Origin of the sequence: Clostridium sp. (assembly GCF_040797585.1) — a bacterium.
Lineage (GTDB): Bacteria > Bacillota > Clostridia > Clostridiales > Clostridiaceae > Clostridium_Z.
In genome coordinates this window covers 1-20,318 of record NZ_JBFNEO010000008.1, presented here as the reverse complement: position 1 = coordinate 20,318, position 20,318 = coordinate 1, and the positions used below count along the sequence as shown (strand labels likewise).

Annotated in this window: 17 protein-coding genes, 1 tRNA gene, 1 pseudogene and 1 other annotated feature; of the genes and pseudogenes, 18 read left to right on the top strand and 1 reads right to left on the bottom strand. The window is 30.5% G+C overall.

The window, feature by feature from the left end:
• Window positions 1–12 precede the first annotated feature (12 nt).
• From AB2369_RS01130 to hcp, 17 genes and pseudogenes are all read left to right on the top strand, one after another.
• Window positions 13–360: an OadG family protein gene (locus AB2369_RS01130; protein ID WP_367664628.1), complete on the top strand. Its 348-nt coding sequence runs from the start codon at window positions 13–15 to the stop codon at window positions 358–360.
• A 74-nt stretch (window positions 361–434) separates the two neighbouring features.
• A complete protein-coding gene (locus AB2369_RS01125) occupies window positions 435–854 on the top strand; it encodes a biotin/lipoyl-containing protein (RefSeq protein WP_367664627.1) in 420 nt (139 codons plus the stop codon).
• A gap of 20 nt (window positions 855–874) precedes the next feature.
• Window positions 875–2,011 (top strand): sodium ion-translocating decarboxylase subunit beta, encoded by a 1,137-nt coding sequence (locus AB2369_RS01120; RefSeq protein ID WP_367664626.1) that lies wholly within the window; start codon window positions 875–877, stop codon window positions 2,009–2,011.
• 152 nt (window positions 2,012–2,163) lie between these two features.
• Window positions 2,164–2,949: a type III pantothenate kinase gene (locus AB2369_RS01115; protein ID WP_367664625.1), complete on the top strand. Its 786-nt coding sequence runs from the start codon at window positions 2,164–2,166 to the stop codon at window positions 2,947–2,949.
• Between the two features lie 3 nt (window positions 2,950–2,952).
• Window positions 2,953–3,918, top strand: coding sequence for a tRNA dihydrouridine synthase DusB (gene dusB / locus AB2369_RS01110; protein ID WP_367664624.1), 966 nt, complete (start codon window positions 2,953–2,955; stop codon window positions 3,916–3,918).
• Between the two features lie 250 nt (window positions 3,919–4,168).
• Window positions 4,169–4,648 (top strand): transcription elongation factor GreA, encoded by a 480-nt coding sequence (gene greA / locus AB2369_RS01105; RefSeq protein WP_367664623.1) that lies wholly within the window; start codon window positions 4,169–4,171, stop codon window positions 4,646–4,648.
• 18 nt (window positions 4,649–4,666) lie between these two features.
• Window positions 4,667–6,172 carry a lysine--tRNA ligase gene (gene lysS, locus AB2369_RS01100; RefSeq protein WP_367664622.1) on the top strand — a complete coding sequence of 502 codons (1,506 nt, stop codon included), beginning with the start codon at window positions 4,667–4,669 and terminating at the stop codon, window positions 6,170–6,172.
• 313 nt (window positions 6,173–6,485) lie between these two features.
• Window positions 6,486–6,560, top strand: a tRNA-Asn gene (locus tag AB2369_RS01095).
• A gap of 207 nt (window positions 6,561–6,767) precedes the next feature.
• Window positions 6,768–6,934, top strand: a binding site (T-box leader).
• Window positions 6,935–6,978: 44 nt separating this feature from the next.
• The gene (locus AB2369_RS01090; RefSeq protein WP_367664621.1) at window positions 6,979–8,370 is read left to right on the top strand and encodes a glycine--tRNA ligase; all 1,392 of its coding nucleotides are present in this window, start codon (window positions 6,979–6,981) and stop codon (window positions 8,368–8,370) included.
• A 308-nt stretch (window positions 8,371–8,678) separates the two neighbouring features.
• Entirely contained in the window at window positions 8,679–9,965 is a 1,287-nt protein-coding gene (gene guaD / locus AB2369_RS01085) for a guanine deaminase (RefSeq protein ID WP_367664620.1), read from the top strand.
• Window positions 9,966–10,084: 119 nt separating this feature from the next.
• Window positions 10,085–11,185, top strand: coding sequence for an iron-containing alcohol dehydrogenase family protein (locus AB2369_RS01080; RefSeq protein WP_367664619.1), 1,101 nt, complete (start codon window positions 10,085–10,087; stop codon window positions 11,183–11,185).
• Between the two features lie 338 nt (window positions 11,186–11,523).
• A pseudogene (gene murD, locus AB2369_RS01075) lies at window positions 11,524–12,900 on the top strand (UDP-N-acetylmuramoyl-L-alanine--D-glutamate ligase).
• Window positions 12,901–13,235: 335 nt separating this feature from the next.
• Window positions 13,236–13,814 carry an RNA polymerase sigma factor gene (locus tag AB2369_RS01070; RefSeq protein ID WP_367664618.1) on the top strand — a complete coding sequence of 193 codons (579 nt, stop codon included), beginning with the start codon at window positions 13,236–13,238 and terminating at the stop codon, window positions 13,812–13,814.
• Entirely contained in the window at window positions 13,774–14,595 is an 822-nt protein-coding gene (locus AB2369_RS01065) for a hypothetical protein (RefSeq protein WP_367664617.1), read from the top strand. The genes AB2369_RS01070 and AB2369_RS01065 overlap by 41 nt, the downstream gene beginning before the upstream one ends.
• A 168-nt stretch (window positions 14,596–14,763) precedes the next feature.
• A complete protein-coding gene (locus AB2369_RS01060) occupies window positions 14,764–15,651 on the top strand; it encodes an ABC transporter ATP-binding protein (RefSeq protein ID WP_367664616.1) in 888 nt (295 codons plus the stop codon).
• Window positions 15,638–16,822: a hypothetical protein gene (locus AB2369_RS01055; protein ID WP_367664615.1), complete on the top strand. Its 1,185-nt coding sequence runs from the start codon at window positions 15,638–15,640 to the stop codon at window positions 16,820–16,822. Before AB2369_RS01060 ends, AB2369_RS01055 begins: the two co-directional genes overlap by 14 nt.
• 264 nt (window positions 16,823–17,086) lie before the next feature.
• Window positions 17,087–18,727, top strand: coding sequence for a hydroxylamine reductase (gene hcp / locus AB2369_RS01050; RefSeq protein ID WP_367664614.1), 1,641 nt, complete (start codon window positions 17,087–17,089; stop codon window positions 18,725–18,727).
• 91 nt (window positions 18,728–18,818) lie between these two features.
• Here hcp and AB2369_RS01045 read toward each other — a convergent pair whose 3' ends face one another.
• Complete coding sequence (locus AB2369_RS01045; RefSeq protein WP_367664613.1) at window positions 18,819–19,298, bottom strand: LURP-one-related/scramblase family protein; 480 nt, start codon at window positions 19,296–19,298, stop codon at window positions 18,819–18,821.
• Window positions 19,299–19,442: 144 nt separating this feature from the next.
• Between AB2369_RS01045 and AB2369_RS01040 the strand changes: the two genes are divergently transcribed.
• Window positions 19,443–20,063, top strand: a complete 621-nt coding sequence (locus AB2369_RS01040; protein ID WP_367664612.1) for a flagellar motor protein MotB — start codon at window positions 19,443–19,445, stop codon at window positions 20,061–20,063.
• Window positions 20,064–20,318 lie beyond the last annotated feature (255 nt).

The following is a 20,318-nucleotide window of genomic DNA, read 5'->3' as shown; positions in this document are numbered from 1 at the left end:
GGAGGAGAAGCTATGAGTTTCATTGAAAAATTAAGCTTTTCAGGTATAGTTACTCTAGTATCTATGCTAATAGTTTTTATGGTACTAATAGTTCTAATGTATGTTATAAAACTTCAAAATAAGATTTTAGCTGCTATTGTTCCAGAAGAAAAGAGTAATGTTAAAGAAGAGAAAATAGAAGTTAAGAAACCAGAAGTTGTAGAGACTATTAAAGAGAGCATAGATCTTAGAGATGACTATGAGTTAGTTGCTGCCATAATGGGAGCTTTATGTGCTGAAACAGGTAGTAATGCTTCAGATCTTAGAATAAAAAGTATAAAAAGAATTGAAGATAATAATTGGAACAGATTTTCTTTATAATTTAGAGAAATTCATTCTAGTATTCCTATATTTATTATGAAGTATTAATAATATTTTAAGGAGGAAAAGTAATTATGATAAAAAAGTATAATATAAAAGTTAATGGATCTACTTATCAAGTTGAGGTGGAAGAGGTGAAAGAATTCACGGAAGTAGTTCAACCAGTAGTAGAAACAAAGCCTGTGGCAGCACCTTCACCACAGAAAACAGTTGAAACTGTAAAAGAAACAAAGGTTCAGGAAGCTCCACAAGTTCAAGAAACACCAAAAGCAGTGGCTGGAGGAGAAAAAGTAGAAGCTCCAATGCCAGGAACCATACTTAAAGTTAATATAAGCGAAGGTCAAACTATTAGAAAAGGCGATGTATTATTTGTTCTTGAAGCTATGAAGATGGAGAATGAAATAATGTCCCCAGTAGATGGAAAGGTAGTTCAAGTAAGAGTACAAAAGGGAGCAGCTGTTAACACTTCTGATTTACTTGCTGTTATAGAGTAATAAGAAAGGGATTGATAAGTATGAACATAGGAGAGGTTTTAATTAATCTTTGGCAAAGTTCGGGGTTTGCAAATATAACAATAAATGAAATTATAATGATAGCTATTGCTTGTGTTTTAATATACCTGGCAATAGCAAAACAGTTTGAGCCACTACTACTTCTTCCTATAGCATTTGGTATGCTACTTGTAAATTTACCACTTGCTAATATGATGGGGGGACCAGAGGGAGCAAATTCAGGAGGGTTACTATATTATTTATATCAAGGGGTTAAGCTTAATATATATCCACCACTTATATTTTTAGGGGTTGGGGCAATGACTGATTTTGGTCCTCTTCTTGCTAATCCATCCTCAGTTTTAATGGGAGCAGGAGCACAATTTGGAATATTCTTTGCTTTCACTCTTGCAATACTTCTAGGATTTACTCCTCAAGAAGCCGCATCAATAGGTATAATCGGAGGGGCTGATGGTCCTACAGCAATATTTTTAACAAGTAATTTAGCTCCGGAACTTTTAGGACCCATAGCAGTAGCTGCTTATTCATATATGGCATTAGTGCCTATGATACAACCGCCTTTAATGAAACTTTTAACTACACAAGAAGAAAGAACAGTTAAAATGGGACAGTTAAGACAAGTTAGAAAGGTTGAAAAAATAGTATTTCCTATAGTTGTTGCTATACTAGTAATATTATTATTACCATCAGTGGCATCTTTAGTTGGAATGCTTATGCTTGGGAATCTGTTTAAAGAATCTGGGGTGGTAGGAAGATTATCAGATACTGCCCAAAATGGCTTAATAAATGTAATTACCATATTCCTTGGCACATCTGTAGGGGCAACTGCAAAAGCAGATGTCTTCTTAAAAGTGGACACGCTCAAGATAATTGCTATTGGTATGACAGCCTTTGCTGTAGCAACCATAGGAGGACTTATAATCGGAAAAATAATGTATAAGGTATCTAAGGGAAAGATAAATCCATTAATTGGATCAGCTGGAGTTTCAGCAGTACCTATGGCTGCTAGAGTTTCTCAAGTAGTTGGACAAGAGTACGATAAATCAAACTTCCTTCTTATGCATGCCATGGGACCTAACGTTGCAGGAGTTATAGGATCAGCAGTAGCAGCAGGGGTGCTTTTATCTATGTTTGGGTAAAAGATAAAAAATCTTGACAAAAAATAATGCATTGTTAAAATAATATTAGTAAATAATATATTCAAATTACGTAAGTATGTGATAAAATAAAACTTATAAAATAAAAGCAGCTTTTTAGCTGCTTTTATAATTATATAGAGGCGGTGTACATAATGATATTACTTGTAGATGTGGGGAATACCAATGTGGTTTTAGGTGTTTTTAATGATAAATCTAAGGAGTTTATAGCCAATTGGAGAATATCTACAGATTCTAAAAAAACATCTGATGAATATGGTATACAAGTTATGCAGTTATTTCACAACAGTAAACTAGAACCAGAAGAGGTTAAAGGCGTTATTGTTTCTTCTGTTGTTCCAAACATAATGTATTCTTTAGAAGCTATGATAAAAAAGTATTTCCATATAGAACCACTTATAGTTGGACCAGGAGTTAAAACCGGGATTAATGTAAAGTACGATAATCCAAAAGAAGTTGGAGCAGATAGGATAGTAAATGCAGTGGCAGCTCATTACATATATAAAAAGCCATGTATAATAATAGATTTTGGTACTGCAACTACATTTTGCGCATTAAGAAAGAATGGAGATTATCTTGGGGGAACAATATGCCCTGGCATACAGATATCCTTAGAAGCGCTTTTTGAAAAGGCAGCAAAGCTTCCGAGAGTAGAACTTGTAAAAACCCCAAATATTATAGGAAAGAACACAGTTTATAGTATGCAGGCAGGAATAGTTTATGGATACATAGGTCAGGTTAATTACATAGTATCAAAGATGAAAAAAGAGATGATAGCTTTAGGTGAGGAAGAGCCTTATGTTATAGCTACAGGAGGACTTTCAAAACTTATATATGAAGAAGCAGGATGCATAGATAAGATAGATTCATATTTAACCTTAGAAGGGTTAAGAATTATATATGAGAAGAATAAGGAGTAACATATGAAGATAAGGGATATAGAATTTAAAAATAATGTTTTTTTAGCTCCTATGGCTGGAGTTACAGATATATCCTTTAGAGGTTTGTGTAAAAGTATGGGGTGTGGCCTTGTATATACAGAAATGGTTAGTGCAAAAGGGCTATGTTATGAAAATGAGAAAACAAAGGAATTACTTAAGATATCAGAGGAAGAAAAGCCAGTGGCAGTACAGCTTTTTGGCGGGGATCCTTTTACAATGGCAAAGGCAGCAGAATATTTTAATGATGATCCTGATATAGTTATAATTGATATAAACATGGGATGTCCAATGCCTAAGATTATAAAAAATGGAGAAGGATCTGCCCTTATGAAAACTCCTAAAATAGCACAAGAAATAATAAGAGAGATGAAGAAAGCCAGCGATAAACCTATAACAGTAAAGTTTAGAAAGGGTTTTGAAGAAAATGAGAATCTTGCTGTAGACTTTTCTAAATATATGGAAGAAGCAGGGGTAGATGCTATAGCTATCCATGGAAGAACCCGTGATCAAATGTATACTGGTAGCGCTGATTGGAATATAATTAAAGATGTAAAGAGTTCAGTGTCTATACCTGTTATAGGAAATGGAGACGTGTTTACAGAGGAAGATGCAGAGAGGCTTATAAGACTTACAAATTGTGATGGAATAATGGTAGCTAGGGGAGCAAGAGGTAACCCTTGGATCTTTAAGCAGATATATAATAGATTAAATGGATATACTATAGAGTATCCTAAAGAATATGAAATTTTAGATATGTGTATAAATCATTATAATTTAGCAGTAAAATATAGTGGTGAATACAGAGCAGTTAGAGAAATGAGAAAGCATATAGGTTGGTATATAAAAGGAATGAGTGATTCCTTAGACCTTAAAACAAAGATAAATACAATAGATAATTCAAAAGAAGTTATAGATTTGCTTAATGAATATAAGAAAAACTATAATTAATCTAGAGAATATTTAGTGATAAAATAGCATAAGATGAATAAATCACAAAATATAGGTGAAGGCTAAAGGTTTCACCTATATTTTAATTAATTTTAACATATAAAACATAGTATATTGACAAGGCCATATAGCTAATTTATAATTACTTAAACATACTTAATAATAGGAAGAGAATTTCCAATTTGTTTGTAATAAAAAGATTTATAATATATAATCATTAGTATGAATGTTAAAGGGGAGTAGTAGAAAAATGAGCGATAAGAAATATGTAATGACCTACGAAGGAGTTAAGAAATTAGAGGAAGAGTTAGAGTTCCTAAAAACTGTTAAAAGAAAAGAGATAACTGAAAAAATAAAAGTGGCTCTAGGTTATGGAGATTTAAGTGAAAACTCAGAATATGATGAAGCTAAAAATGAGCAAGCTTTTGTTGAAGGAAGAATAATCCAATTAGAGAATATGCTTAAAAATGCTACTGTAATAGATGAAAGTGAAATATCTACTGATATGGTGTCAGTAGGATCAATAGTTAAGGTTAAAGATTATGACTTCGATGAAGAAGTTGAATATACAATAGTTGGGTCAGCAGAGGCAGATCCAATGGAGAACAAAATATCTAATGAGTCTCCAGTAGGGAAAGCATTACTTGGTAAAAAGATAGGTGACGTGGTTGAGGCTGTTGTTCCAGGAGGAGTTTCCAAGTTTGAAATATTAGGAATAAGAAGAGATTAGTAGGTGGAGGTAGAGTTAATGTCCAATGAAGAATTAAACCTTAAGGAACTAGAAGCTCAGTTTAGTGAGCAAGAAGGATTAAGAAGACAGAAGTTAGCAGATTTACAGGAACAAGGAAAAGATCCATTTGATGTATATAAGGTTGATAGAACTCATACATCTTCTCAAATAAAAGAGAATTATGAAGAGCTTGAGGGAAAAGTTGTAACTACAGCTGGAAGACTTATGTCTAAGAGAGTTCAAGGTAAGGCTGGATTTGCAGATATACATGATAGAGATGGAAAAATGCAGTTATTTGTAAAGATTGATAACGTTGGAGAAGAAGCACATAAGGCTTTTAAAACTTTAGATCTTGGTGACTGGGTGGCTATTACCGGAGAGGTTTTCAAAACTAAAACAGGAGAAATATCAGTTTTAGTTAAGAGTTATGAATTAATATGTAAATCTTTAAAACCATTACCAGAAAAGTGGCATGGATTAAAAGATCCAGATTTAAGATATAGACAAAGAGAAGTAGATATAATAACTAATCAAGAAGTTAAAGAAACTTTCTTAAAGAGAATTAAAATAATAAAGGCTATAAGAGAGTTCCTTGATACTAGAGGATTCCTTGAGGTTGAAACACCAATTCTTTCTCCAATAGCTGGAGGAGCGGCCGCAAGACCTTTCGTAACTCATCATAATGCTTTAGATATAGATATGTACTTAAGAATAGCTACAGAACTTTATTTAAAGAGATGTATAGTTGCTGGATTTGAAAAAGTATATGATATGGGTAAGAACTTCAGAAATGAAGGAATATCAGTAAGACATAATCCAGAGTTTACTATGATAGAGCTTTATGAAGCTTATGCTGATTATAATGATATGATGGAAATAACAGAAAACTTAGTGGCTCATGCATGTTTAAAGGTAAACGGAACTACTAAGATAACTTATGAAGGAACAGAGATAGATCTTACTCCACCATGGAGAAGAGCTACTATGGTAGACTTAGTTAAAGAACATTCAGGAGTAGACTTTAATACTATAAATAGTAATGAAGAAGCTCAAGCTATTGCAAGAGAGAAACACTTAGAATTTAAGAAGAAGATAGAGGATTGTACAAAGGGAGACATATTAAATGTTATGTTTGAAGAATTTGCAGAGAAGCATTTAATTCAACCAACTTTTGTATGTGATTATCCGGTGGAAATATCTCCTTTAACAAAGAAGAAGAGAGGAAATGATGAGTACACTGAAAGATTTGAAGGCTTCATATTTGGTAGAGAAGTATGTAATGCTTATTCAGAGCTTAATGATCCTATAGTTCAAAGGGATAGATTTGAACAACAAGCTAATGAGAGAGAGCTTGGAGATGATGAAGCATATGTTATAGATGAAGAGTTCATCAGTGCATTAGAAACAGGAATGCCTCCAACAGGTGGTCTTGGAATAGGAATAGACAGAATAGTAATGTTCCTAACAGATTCTTCTTCTATAAGGGATGTAATATTATTCCCAACAATGAAACCACAAGCATAAAAATTTAAGCGAGGAGAAATCCTCGCTTTTTATTATTCAGCTAGGTGCTTAACATTGTAAATTTTCTAGGTATGTATAGAGCAGAATAGATATGTAGATTTTTACATAAAGATAAGAATTTATTTTATTAATAAGACTATAGAATTTTTATTTAGAAATTATTTTATACACTATTTAAAATTTACAATTCTTAAGAAGTATATATTTTTATATTTTTAAGATAAAAGAAATATTTATAAAAAACTTAAAAAAATTTAAAAAAAACACTTGCATTTTTTTATAGACTTGATATAATAATATATGTAATAAACGTTCCGCGATAGCTCAACGGTGGAGCACTCGGCTGTTAACCGATAGGTTGAAGGTTCGAATCCTTTTCGCGGAGCCAATTTATTTTTTGACTAATGCATTACGTAGATATGTAGATAGAAGAGATAATTATATAATTATCTCTTTATTTTTTTGCTTTTTATATGGTATTCATCTTATAGCGGTTACAAAAGATATTATAATTAATAATAAAATGGCAGATGCATCATAATATATGTCTTGACAATAGATAATATTTTGATAAAATCTTATTATATAAAAACAAATAGTTGCTATGATAAAGAGGAGTAATCTTTGGGATCTTTTAGAGAGATGGTGGTAGGTGAGAACCATTAGGAACTTTAGATGAAGGGAGCTTTTGAGCATTGGATTTTGAAAAGCAGGGCTTTGGCCAATAAGGGTGGAACCGCGGAATTAAATTTCGTCCCTTAGAGGTTAGGGTCTTTTTTTATTACAAAAAATAAGGAGGAATAATTATGGCAGTAGAAAAAACTATGGATAAAATAGTTGCTTTATGTAAAAATAGAGGTTTTATATTTTCAGGGTCTGAAATATATGGTGGATTAGCTAACTCTTGGGATTATGGTCCATTAGGAGTTGAGTTTAAGAATAATGTAAAGAAGGCTTGGTGGAAGAAATTCGTTCAAGAAAGTCCTTATAATGTAGGAGTAGACTGTGCGATTCTTATGAATCCAGAAGTTTGGGTTGCTTCAGGTCACGTTGGAGGGTTTTCAGATCCATTAATGGATTGTAAAGAATGTAAGGCTAGATTTAGAGCAGATAAAATTGTAGAAGATCACATGACTGAAAATGGAGCAGAGGTAGCGACTGCTGATGGTTGGACTAATGAAGAGTTAAAGAATTATATAGATGACAACAATATAATTTGTCCAAAGTGTGGAAAGAAGAACTACACGGATATAAGAAGATTCAATCTTATGTTTAAAACTTTCCAAGGGGTTACTGAAGATTCATCTTCAGAGATATATTTAAGACCTGAGACTGCACAAGGAATATTTGTAAACTTTAAGAGTGTTCAAAGAAGTGCGAGAAAGAAAGTACCTTTTGGTATAGCTCAAATAGGAAAATCTTTTAGAAATGAGATAACACCAGGAAACTTTACATTTAGAACAAGAGAATTTGAACAAATGGAGCTTGAGTTCTTCTGTAAACCGGGAACAGACTTAGAATGGTTCAACTATTGGAAAGATTACTGCTGGAATTTCTTATTAAACCTTGGAGTAAATAAGGATAGCCTAAGAATGAGAGATCACGGCGAAGAGGAACTATCATTCTATTCTAATGCAACTTCGGATATAGAATATTTATTCCCATTTGGTTGGGGAGAACTTTGGGGAATAGCTGATAGAACAGACTATGACTTAAAGAAACACATGGATCATTCAGGAGAGGATTTAAGTTACTTAGATCCAACAACTAATGAGAAATATATACCTTATTGTATAGAACCATCTCTAGGTGCTGATAGAGTTACTCTTGCATTTTTAGTAGATGCTTATGATGAGGAAGAACTTGAAGGAGGAGATGTAAGAAACGTATTAAGATTACATCCAGCTCTTGCACCATTTAAGGCAGCAATACTTCCTCTTTCAAAGAAGCTTTCAGAAAAGGCTACAGAGGTTTATAGTAAACTTAGTAAACACTTCCCAGTTGACTATGATGAGGCTGGCTCTATAGGTAAGAGATATAGAAGAGAAGATGAGATAGGAACTCCTTTCTGTATAACAGTAGACTTTGATACTTTAGAAGATAATTCTGTAACAGTAAGAGATAGAGATACTATGGAACAAATAAGAATAGGAATAGATGAACTTGTTAACTATATAAATGGCAAGATGGATTTTTAAAGAAATGCTCTCCTTTGGGAGGGCATTTTTTATATAGATATTTGAACTTTATACTTAATAAAAACTATAAGATTTTTAAAATAAATATTAGTTTATGCATTTAAAAAAGTGAATTTATATATCATATTCAAATTCGATTTTTGAATATGATGTAAGGCACAGTAGATTAAAAATTATTTCTATGTACCTTAAGTATAAGGTATATCTATATTAATCTTAGACTTAGATTTATTGAATAATATTTAATGGAAATATATAATTATATTGATATATTATTTTATTTTTTATATTTAGGGAGTTGATCTAAAATGGCTACATTTAATATAAATATTTTAAAAGGAAATGTTATTTACACACCAAAGTTTGGGGAACTTAAGGTTGTAAAAAATGGTTATATTGTGGTCCAAGATAATAAGGTAGTAGGAGTTTTTGAAAGTCTTCCAAAAGAGTATACCTCATTAGAAATTCATGATTATGGAGATAAAATTATAATTCCAGGATTTGTAGACCTTCACTTTCATGCTCCACAGCTTTCAAACAGAGGACTTGGAATGGATAAGGAGTTATTACCGTGGCTTGAGAGTTATACATTTCCTGAGGAAGCAAAGTATTCTAATTTAGATTATGCAGAAAAGGCATATAAGAAAGTTGTTAAAGAGTTATGGAAATATGGTACAACTCGCTCAGTTTTATTTGGAACTATCCATAAAGATTCTACAAATATACTAATGGACCTTTTAGCTAAAGCAGGGCTTGGAGCCTATGTTGGTAAGGTTAATATGGATAGAAATTCTCCAAACTTTTATATAGAAGAAACCAGTAAATCTATTAAGGATACAGAGGAGTGGCTTGAAGAGACGCATAATAAATATGATATGGTTAGACCTATAATAACCCCAAGATTTGTTCCAACTTGTACACCAGAGCTTATGAAGGGATTAGGAGAATTAGCTAGAAAGTATAATGTTCCAGTTCAATCCCATTTATCTGAAAACCAAGGAGAAATAGATTGGGTTTCTAATTTACACCCTGAAAGTTCTTTCTATGGTGAAGTTTATAATAATTATGGACTATTTGGGCATCAACCAACCATAATGGCTCATTGTGTTCATGGAAATGATGATGAAATAGAGCTAATGGCTAAAAATAAGGTTTATGTTGCTCACAGTCCACATTCTAACAATAACTTATCAAGTGGTATAGCACCAATAAGAAAGCTTGCAGAGAAAGGCATTCCAGTAGGACTTGCCTCTGATATATCTGGAGGACATGCTGTATCTATGACAAGTGTTATGGCTGCGGCAGCTCAAGTATCAAGATTAAAGTGGCTTGAAATGAACAAAGAATATGAAGCACTATCAACACCTGAACTTTTATATCTAGCAACTAAGGGTGGTGGAAGTTTCTTTGGAGAAGTTGGAAGCTTTGAAGAAGGGTATGAGTTTGATGCCTTAGTTATAGATGATGAGAGTTTAAAAGATTTAAATCAGCGTACATTAGAGGAAAGACTTGAAAGATATATATATATAGGAGATGATAGAAATATCATTGAAAGATATGTAGCTGGTAAGAAAATAGAAGAACCAAGTTTTTAAATAATATTTAAGCATAATATAAATTGATATATAAAGTGAATTATGAAAAAAATTGAATAGGTTTAAGTTAAATGTGCTATAAAAACAAAAAAATATTTCAAATTTAAGGGGGCAATATTATGGAAAACTTTAAGTATTTTATGCCTACTAAGTGTTATGTAGGGCAGAATTGTATTAAGAATAATGGAGAAGAAATTAAAAGTATAGGAAAAAAGGCATTAATAGTCACAGGAAGAAGATCATCTAAGGAAAATGGCTCTTTAGATGATATAGTAGATACTTTAAATACTTTAGAAATAGACTATGTTATTTTCGATGAAGTAGAAGAAAATCCTTCATTAGAGACTGTAGATAAGGCTTCAAATTTAGGAAAAGAAGAAAATGTGGATTTTGTAATTGGAGTTGGAGGAGGATCTCCTATTGATGCTTCTAAGGCCATTGCTGTTCTTATAAAAAATAAAGATTATAATGCCTTTAATTTTATTGGAGTAGAACCTCTAGAAGGAGTTCCAGTAATAGCTGTAGCAACAACGGCGGGAACAGGAACAGAAGTTACACAATACGCTATAGTTACAGATCATAAGGAAAAGACTAAGAAAAATATAGGACATAGTGTTTTTCCAAAGCTAGCTTTCTTAGATTCTAAGTATATGGATAATATGTCTTATAAAAATACTGTAAGCACAGCTCTAGATGCTTTTTCACATCTTGCTGAGGCTTATCTCAATAGTAATGCTAATATATTAAGTGATTTATACTGTGAAAAAGGTATAGAAATATTTGGGGAGTGTATATCTAATTTATTAAATAAAACATTAGATAATAACTTAAGGGAAAAACTTATGATGGTGTCAACTTTAGGAGGAATGGCCATAGCTCAAGTAGGAACTTCTCTTCCTCATGGTATGGGTTATGCATTGACTTACAACAAAGGCTTATCTCATGGTATAGCAAATACAATATTATATAAAGAATATTTAAAGAGCTTTAATAATAAAGAAAGAGTAGAGAAAATAATATCTCTTATGAATCTTAAATCTTTAGACGAGTTTGGAGAGGCTCTAGATAAGCTTATAGATGTAGAGATTAAAATTACAGAAGATGAGATTAAAGCCTATGCTAAAGATATGGCTAAAAATGCAGGGAAGCTTAAGAATCACCCAGAAAACATAGACGAGGAAGGACTTTTTAATATATATAAGAAAAGTTTAATTAAATAGCATCTTTGCTTTAGATAGTTTGAAGTATAAGAGGTATTAAACTAAAATTTATAAAATAAGTTTAGTTAGTTATTCTGAGACTTTAACATGTAAAAATTTAATATTTAAAATCCAATAAAGTCAATAGAATAACTTAGACGAAACAATGAATTAAATAATATTAAACATTATTATAATGATTTAAAGTAAAAAAACATCTATTTATGAAGAAATAATTTTAAATAGATGTTTTTTATTTAAACAAAAAACTAGGAAAATGATATAATTAAAGAAAAAAGAGTCAAAGATTATAAATAAAAATAAAATGAATATAGGTAGTATTTTCTAGGAGGAGCACTATGAAAAGAGATTTTGATGAATTTAAAAGTTATATAAGAGGAAAGAAGGTAGCGGTAGTAGGCATAGGTGTTAGTAATATTCCACTTATAAACTTTTTAATAGACTTAGGAGCTCAAGTTACAGCTTTCGATAAAAAAAATAAAGATGACCTTGGAGATATAGCAGAAGATTTTTTAAATAAAGGGGTAAGCCTAGAACTTGGAGAGGGATATTTAGATAAACTTGTAGGATTTCAGGTTATATTTAAGACTCCAGGTATGAGAATAGATAGTGAGGCCTTAGTTAAGGCTAAAAATGCAGGAGCAAAAATAACATCAGAGATGGAGGAGTTTGTTAAGTACTGCAAGGCTAAGATATATGGAATAACAGGAAGTGACGGTAAAACTACAACTACATCCATAGTATATAATCTTTTAAAAGAAGAAGGGATTACTACTTGGGTTGGGGGAAATATAGGGACGCCATTATTTTCTAAGATAGAAGAAATAGAAGAGCATCATAGAGTTGTATTAGAATTATCTTCTTTCCAACTTATGACTATGGATGTTTCTCCAGAAATATCTATGGTTATTAACTTAAGTCCTAATCATTTAGACATGCATAAGGATATGGAAGAGTATGTAGATTCAAAGAAGAATATATTTAAGTACCAAGATAAAGATTCAGTACTTATTTTAAATAGAGAAAATGAAATAACTTATTCCTTTGAGAAAGAAGCTAAAGGAGAAGTTAGAATGTTTTCAAGTAATAGAAAGTTAGAAAATGGAGCTTATTACTTGGATGGAGAGTTATACGTATATGGACAAAAGGTTTGCAGTAGTGAAGATATAGCTATAAAGGGACTTCATAATGTAGAGAATTATTTAGCTGCCTTTACAGCGGTTAAGGATGAAGTTTCTATAGAAACAATGAAAAAAGTTGCAGCTACATTCACAGGAGTTAACCATAGAAATCAATTAGTTAGAGAAGTAAGTGGAGTTAAGTATTATAACGATTCTATAGGATCAAGCCCTACAAGAACTTTAGCAACTATAAGTGTATTTGATAAGCCTGTAATTTTAATAGCAGGAGGGTCAGATAAGAATCTTCCTTTTGATGATTTAGCTTTTAAAGGCTATGAACATATTAAAGAAATAATACTTATGGGAGCTACAAAATATAAAATAATGGATGCATTCCAAAAGTTAAAGGAAGAAAAGAATATAGAGGTTCCCCATCATATAGTTTCAAGTTTAGAAGAAGCAGTTAAAAAATCTAGTGAGATAGCTGAAAAAGGAGACTAGGTAGTTTTATATACAGCGTGCGCAAGTTTTGATATGTTTAAAAACTTTGAGATTCGTGGAAATAAGTTTAAGGAATTAGTAGAAGAACTTTAGTATATAGATTTACCGTATGACATTTGAAACTAAACTTCAAACTACAATAATTTGTAGTCAATTTAAAAATCGAGTTTTCATATAATAGAAAGAGTGTGGTTATATTTTTAGCCACACTCTTTTTATATATAATGAATGTAATGGATTTAATCTGTTTTATATAGTTAATTTTTTTATTGGAATGATTAAATTTTTATAACGCAAAACTCCAATGTAAGTTTATATTTTTATTAGTTCAATAGTTTACTTAGTTATTATATAGAAATAAATAAAAAAACTTAAAACTTTTTCCAAAGTCACATCGTTTTATAAGTGTAAGGGGGAGATAGGATTATATGAATAATAGTGACTTAGAACTTATAGATAGTATCCTAAAAGGAAATAAGTATGCCTTAGATATATTGGTTAGAAAACATTATAAAACCATATATTGTTATGTTTATAGAAATATAGGCGATGAAAGTCTTTCTTATGATTTAACTCAAGAAATATTTATAAAAGTTATAAAAAATATTAAATCTTTTAACAGTGATAAAGAGTTTAAATATTGGATGTTAAAGGTAGCATTAAATCATTGTAGAGATTACTTTAAAAGCAAGAGCTTTAAAGAATTTTCTCATCTAGAGCTTAAGGAAGAGATTAAAGAGGATAACAATATAATAGACTTTCTTGAAAAGAAAGAAAACACTAAGAGAATAAAAGATGCCCTGATGAAGTTACCAGAGGTCCAGAGAGAAGCAATAATATTTAAGTATTATAATGATATGAAAATATCAGAAGTGGCAGAGGTTTTAGATATTTCTCATAATACGGTGAAATCAAGGATATATCAAGGGATAAAAAGACTTAAAGGGATTTTAATTGGAGGTGATGATGGTGATAAAAAGAGAGATGATAAAAGAAGAGTTTTCTGATTTGTTCTTAGAAGATCCAATTGATGAAGAAGATTTAGATGTTATATTAAATAGCTTAGAAGATTTTATTGTTCCTAATATAGATGAAAAAGAGATAGATAAATGTATAAGTACAGTTCAAAGCTATGTACCAAGGGAAAGTAAGGATTTATTACTTAAAGCTAAAGAGGTTTATGAGAAATTTAAATTAGAGACTTCTTATATAAGTATGTCTTATTGGATATGTAGTATATTGATTTTTATAAGTTTAATAGGTTTGGCTTATTATGATAACTTTGAGGGGACTAGTATAGTAATGGCACTTACCCCTATACCAGTATTTTTAGGGATAAGGCAATTATTTATTTCTATGGAAGAGGGAGTTATGGAACTAGAACTTAGCCTTAAAATAAGTTTTAGCGAGAGATTTATTATAAGGCTAATAATAATAACATTATTCTCTATATTCATTAATACCTCATGTATTGTCTTTATGGAGATTATAAAACCAAGTGTAAATATTTTATATGATATTTATTTTTCATTAAGTTATATAGCAATAATTATGGGAGTTTCATTAATTATATGTACTAATATAAGGAATACTCAAGTTTCCTTAGGGACTATGAGTATATTTATAGCTTTAGCAGAGCTTATATCTCTTTCAGAAGGAATGGAAGCTATCATATATGCTAATTTGATGCTTTATTTTATTATACTGGGTTCTGTTATAGTTTTATCTATATTAAGTATAAAGAACTTTTTTAGTAATGGCATAGAAATGAACTTTTATAAAGGTTAAAAATATAAGTTTATCTGATGGCTACCAATTGTAACACCCAAATCCTCTTAAAATGTGGAGGATAATAGTTTCTACGCCACTAGATTAAATTATCTAATCTTCAGATGGTGGAAAGAACACCATCTGAAGGAAGATCCGTTTTATATATAAAAAAGGAAGGAGAGCAATATGGAATTAGAATTAAAGGGGATAAGTAAGATATACAATAAGGAAAAAAGAGCTTTATCTAATATAGATTTAAAACTTACTGAAGGTGTGTATGGACTTTTAGGTCCTAATGGAGCAGGAAAGAGTACTCTTATGAAAATTATGGCAGATGTTTTAAAGGAATCTCAGGGAAGGATATATTTAGATTCTAAAGATAAAAAGATTTTAGATGAAGAGTATAGAGATAATATAGGATATCTTCCTCAAGATATAGGTTTTTATAAGAATTTCACTGCTGAAAAGTTTATGGGGTATATAGCAGCATTAAAAGGAATGGAGAAAAGAAGGGCTAAAGAGGAAACAGAGAGGTTTCTTAAGCTAGTAAACCTTTATGAATATAAGAATAAAAGAATAGGAACATTTTCAGGAGGAATGAAGCAAAGGTTAGGTATAGCGCAAGCTTTATTAAACAATCCTAAAGTTTTAATATTAGATGAGCCTACTGCAGGACTTGATCCTAAAGAAAGAATTAGATTTAGAAATATATTATCAGAAATATCGGGGGATAGGATAGTTTTATTATCTACTCACATAATTTCAGATATTGCTTATATATCAAAGGAAATAATATTAATAAAGGATGGGGAAATACTCACCCAAAATTCTTTAAATGAACTCTTAAGAAGTATTGATGGAATGGTATGGAGGATTAAAGTGTCGGAAGATAAGTACTTAAATATTGAGAGAAAATATATAGTATCTAATGTCTTTAGAACATCATCTTCCATAGAAGTGAGGATTATCAGTGATGAAAAGCCATTAGAAGATGCAGTTAAAGAAGAACCTACTTTAGAAGATTTATATTTATATTATTTTAATGAGGGGATGGAGGAACATGGAGCTTGTTAAATATGAGATATATAAAATATTTTCAAGAAAGAGTATATATGTAGTATTTCTATTATTTATTGTTATGTTTTCTGGAGAAGTAATTAGTGATAGTGCTTATAATAATGACAAGTTTGGATCTAAGGATACTATTATAAAGGAATATGTAAAGTTAGAAGGAGATATAAAGGAAGATAGGATAAGGGATTCTAAAGAGTATGTCAAAAGTATGGTTAGAGATAAAAAAGTAGATAGAATAGACTATTCAGATTACAATCCAGAAGAAAGTCTAAAATTAAAGATATATAAGGATTATGCTTTTCAGGGAAGAGAAACTTATACAACTATTCAAGGTGAATGGGATGAAATTTATACTTTATCTTCCGTAGAGGAAAATATTAATAAACTTAAGGAAGATGGAGAGGAGAATAGTTTTAAATATAGAGAGAACTTAAAGATAAAAGACCTTCTTAATAATATAGAAGATGATGAGTTTAACTACTTAGGATCCTGGGAGAGTTTAATTACCTCTTTTACAGGCACTGCTGCAATAATAGGGATACTATTAATTCTTGGACTCAGTGAGATATTTAGTGGAGAAGATATAAGTAATATGAACCTTTTAATACTCAGCTCAAGGCATGGAAGAAAAAAGTCTATATTTAGTAAGTTAGGAGCAGCTGCACTATATTCTTTAATAGTATTTCTAGCGGTAACTATATTTTCTATGATGGTGCCAATTATTTTAAACGGGTTAAATAATGGAGATACAGCATCACTAAGGGATATAGGTGAATTTACTAGCTCACCCTATGAGATTAGTGTAGCTAAATACTATTTATTTGCTAATATATTTAGATTTATTGTGATTTTAGCTTTCGCAATAATAGTAACTTTCATATCATCTTTAACTAAAAAACCTATGATGACTATGTTCATATCTTTAGTGATTCTTTCATATGGAGATATTATTATAGCATTTAAGATTTTAAGAGAGAGTTTTATATCAGTTCTAGGATATTTAAGTCCATTAAAGCTTATGCAAGTTAACATTGTATTTAGAGAGTTTAAAGCTTTTAATATATTTGGATATCCAGTTCTTTATCCAGTTATGGCTATTATAGCAATGATAGTAGTTATATTAATATGTACAAGCTTATCTTATTATAAAGTAAAAAACAGAGAAGCTTAATATAAAAATTATAAGATTATATGGTTTGATAGTGTTTAGTTGTTTATGAATAAAAATTTATTAATAACTGAGATTCATGTTCTACGATATAGAATTAAACCTTTAAAAAATAAGTTCATTATTTAAAATTTAAAGGCTTAAATAAAATATTTACTCGTAACATATGTTACAGATTAATACCCACCATTTTTGTATAATTTACTTATAAATTGATTTAAGAAATAATTTTAATAGGATATATATAAAATCTTAGGAGGGTATTTTATGGGAATGTTTTGTTTTCAATGTCAAGAAACAGTAGGATGTAAAGGCTGTACAGTAAGAGGGGTTTGTGGTAAGACAGAGGACTTAGCTAAAATTCAAGACTTACTTGTATATGTTACAAAAGGTATAGCAGCCATAAGTGAAAGAGGAAGACAAGTTAATGTTATAAATAAATTAGTAGATAAGTTTGTAATAGAATCTTTATTTGCTACCATAACAAATGCTAACTGGGATAACTCAGTATTTGTAAGTAGAGTAAAAGAAGGATTAAAGCTTAGAGAAGAGTTAAAGGCACAGGTTAAAGTAGCTGGAGGAGATTTAAAAGATTTACCAGAGGCTTCACTATGGGTACCAGCTAATGATGAAGAAATGCTTGAAAAAGCTTCAAAAGTTGGAGTTCTAGCAACAGAGAATGAGGATGTAAGATCCTTAAGAGAGCTTATAACTTATGGAGTAAAGGGATTAACTGCATATATGAAGCATGCTAATCAATTAAACTATGATAATGATGAAATAAGCGGATTTATGGCTAAAGCTTTAGCAGCAACATTAGATGATTCAAAGACTATAGATGAATTAATAGGATTAACATTAGAAACTGGTAAGTTTGGTGTAGATGGAATGGCTTTACTTGATAAGGCTAATACTGAAAGCTACGGACATCCAGAACTTTCTAAGGTTAATATAGGAGTTAAAAACAATCCAGGAATATTAATAAGTGGACATGACTTAAAAGATATAGAAGAGTTATTAAAGCAAACAGAAGGAACAGGGGTAGATATATATACTCATAGTGAAATGTTACCAGCTCATTACTACCCACAATTAAAGAAGTATTCTCATCTAGTAGGAAACTACGGAAATGCATGGTGGAAGCAAACTGAAGAGTTTGAAAGCTTTAATGGACCGATACTTATGACAACTAACTGTTTAGTACCACCAAAAGATTCTTATAAGGATAGAGTTTATACAACAGGAATAGTTGGACATGCTGACTTAAAGCATATAGAAGCAGACGAAAATGGAGTTAAGGATTTTAGTGAAATAATAGAACACGCTAAAAGATGTGCTTCTCCAATAGAAATAGAGCAAGGAGAAATTATAGGTGGATTTGCTCATAATCAAGTGTTTGCATTAGCAGACAAGGTTGTAGATGCAGTTAAATCTGGAGCTATAAAGAAATTCTTTGTAATGGCAGGCTGTGATGGACGTGCTAAATCAAGAAACTACTATACTGAATTCGCTGAGAAACTTCCAAAGGATACAGTTATATTAACTGCTGGATGTGCTAAGTATAAGTATAACAAATTAAACTTAGGAGATATTGGAGGAATACCAAGAGTTTTAGATGCTGGACAATGTAACGACTCATTCTCATTAGCATTAATAGCATTAAAACTTAAGGAGGTATTTGAGTTAAATGATATAAATGAATTACCAATATGTTACAATATAGCTTGGTACGAGCAAAAGGCTGTAATAGTATTACTTGCATTATTACATCTTGGTGTTAAGAATATACACTTAGGACCAACTCTACCAGCATTCCTTTCACCAAATGTAGCAAAAGTACTAATAGATACTTTTGGAATAGGTGGAATTACAAATGTAGATGACGATTTAGAAATGTTCTTAGGATAGTCCATAATTCACATTTAAATATATAGTGTAAAAATAGATACCACTTTAAATATAAGTGGTATCTATTTTGTGTTATATAGAAGAGCCGCTATTATCCTTTATTATTATGATATATTTGATCAATGCATATTACCAGTGAGAGAATAAATTCAGGACTTTCATCATCATTTATGTCTACACAGTAGTAATCCTTTAGAGAGAAAAAAGTCTTTGATACAGTACATACAACTCTTCTATTTTTACAAATTGTAAAGTCATGACCAAGAACATTTCCATCAATGGTATAGTCTCCAAAGCTACTAGATACTGAAAGGTTTTTTGTGAAAAGTGAAATCTTTGCCTTTAAATTAGCAACTACATTGTTTCCCATTATAATATTATATTCAGGTAGAAACCTAAAAACACTTTGCTTTATTTCACATACCTCATTGTTTTTATTGTCATAGATTCTAAGATGATTACCAAAAGATATAATTTTTGATAACACCTTAAAAACATCATTTTCGTATTGATCTTTTATATAGAACACATCTCTTATAGAAAAAAACTTTTCTTTTATAAAATATTTCATTTGAAATCACCTCTAAGATATTTATAGAAAATATTATATCAATGTATTCATACTAATTCCAATAAACATACAATTAGACATATTATTAAAGATAGTAGTTAGAAGAATATAACTCCTTATGATATTTTTGTGATTTTATATTTTATGAGTAGCGTTAATGTCAATAAATATGAAGAGTTATCTAACTCTTTTAAAGGAGTGTTAGGAGGGGGAGATGGAATAGTTGGAAGCGGAGAAGAAAGTGCTGGAGAAGATTCTAAAGAAGATATAAAGTCATTAAGCGAAGAAGAAAAATTAATTGATATAAAAGATAATATAGAAAAATATGCTTCTGAGTCTCAAATTAAAGATTCAATAACCACTACCATAGAAGAAAGAGGTTTAGTTATAAGTTTCAAAGATACAATGTTCTTTGATATAGGGAGAGATGAAATAAAAGATGAAGCTAAGGATAAATTAGTAAAAATAAGTAGTATTTTAAATAAGATGGATAATTACATAAGAGTGGAAGGGCATACTGATAATATTCCTATAAAGAATAATGAATTTAAATCTGATTGGCAGTTATCAGCTCTTAGAGCTACAAATGTTACTGAGTTTCTTATAGAGTATGGAGATATTTCTCCAGAGAGAATATCAGCAGTAGGATATGGAGAGTACAGACCTATAGAAAATGAGAATACTGAAGAAGGAAGAAGTAAAAATAGGAGGATTGATATAGTATTATTAAATAGTAAGTTCAATAATAGCGAGAATAAAAAATAAACTATACCTAGTGTATCAATACAAAAAATATAGAGGAAAATAGAGAAATTAAGAGGAGACTAAAAACAATTTAAAAAAATTAGTAATAATACCATGTTAGTTAATAACTAACGTGGTATTATATCAATTGTCGCAAATAACTAAACAGAAATGTTACCACTTAAAAATAATTTAAAAAAGTGTTGACACAGTTTGTTAAGAGTGATAATATAAAGAAGTCGCTTGAGGGCGACATGGTCTTTGAAAATTAAACAG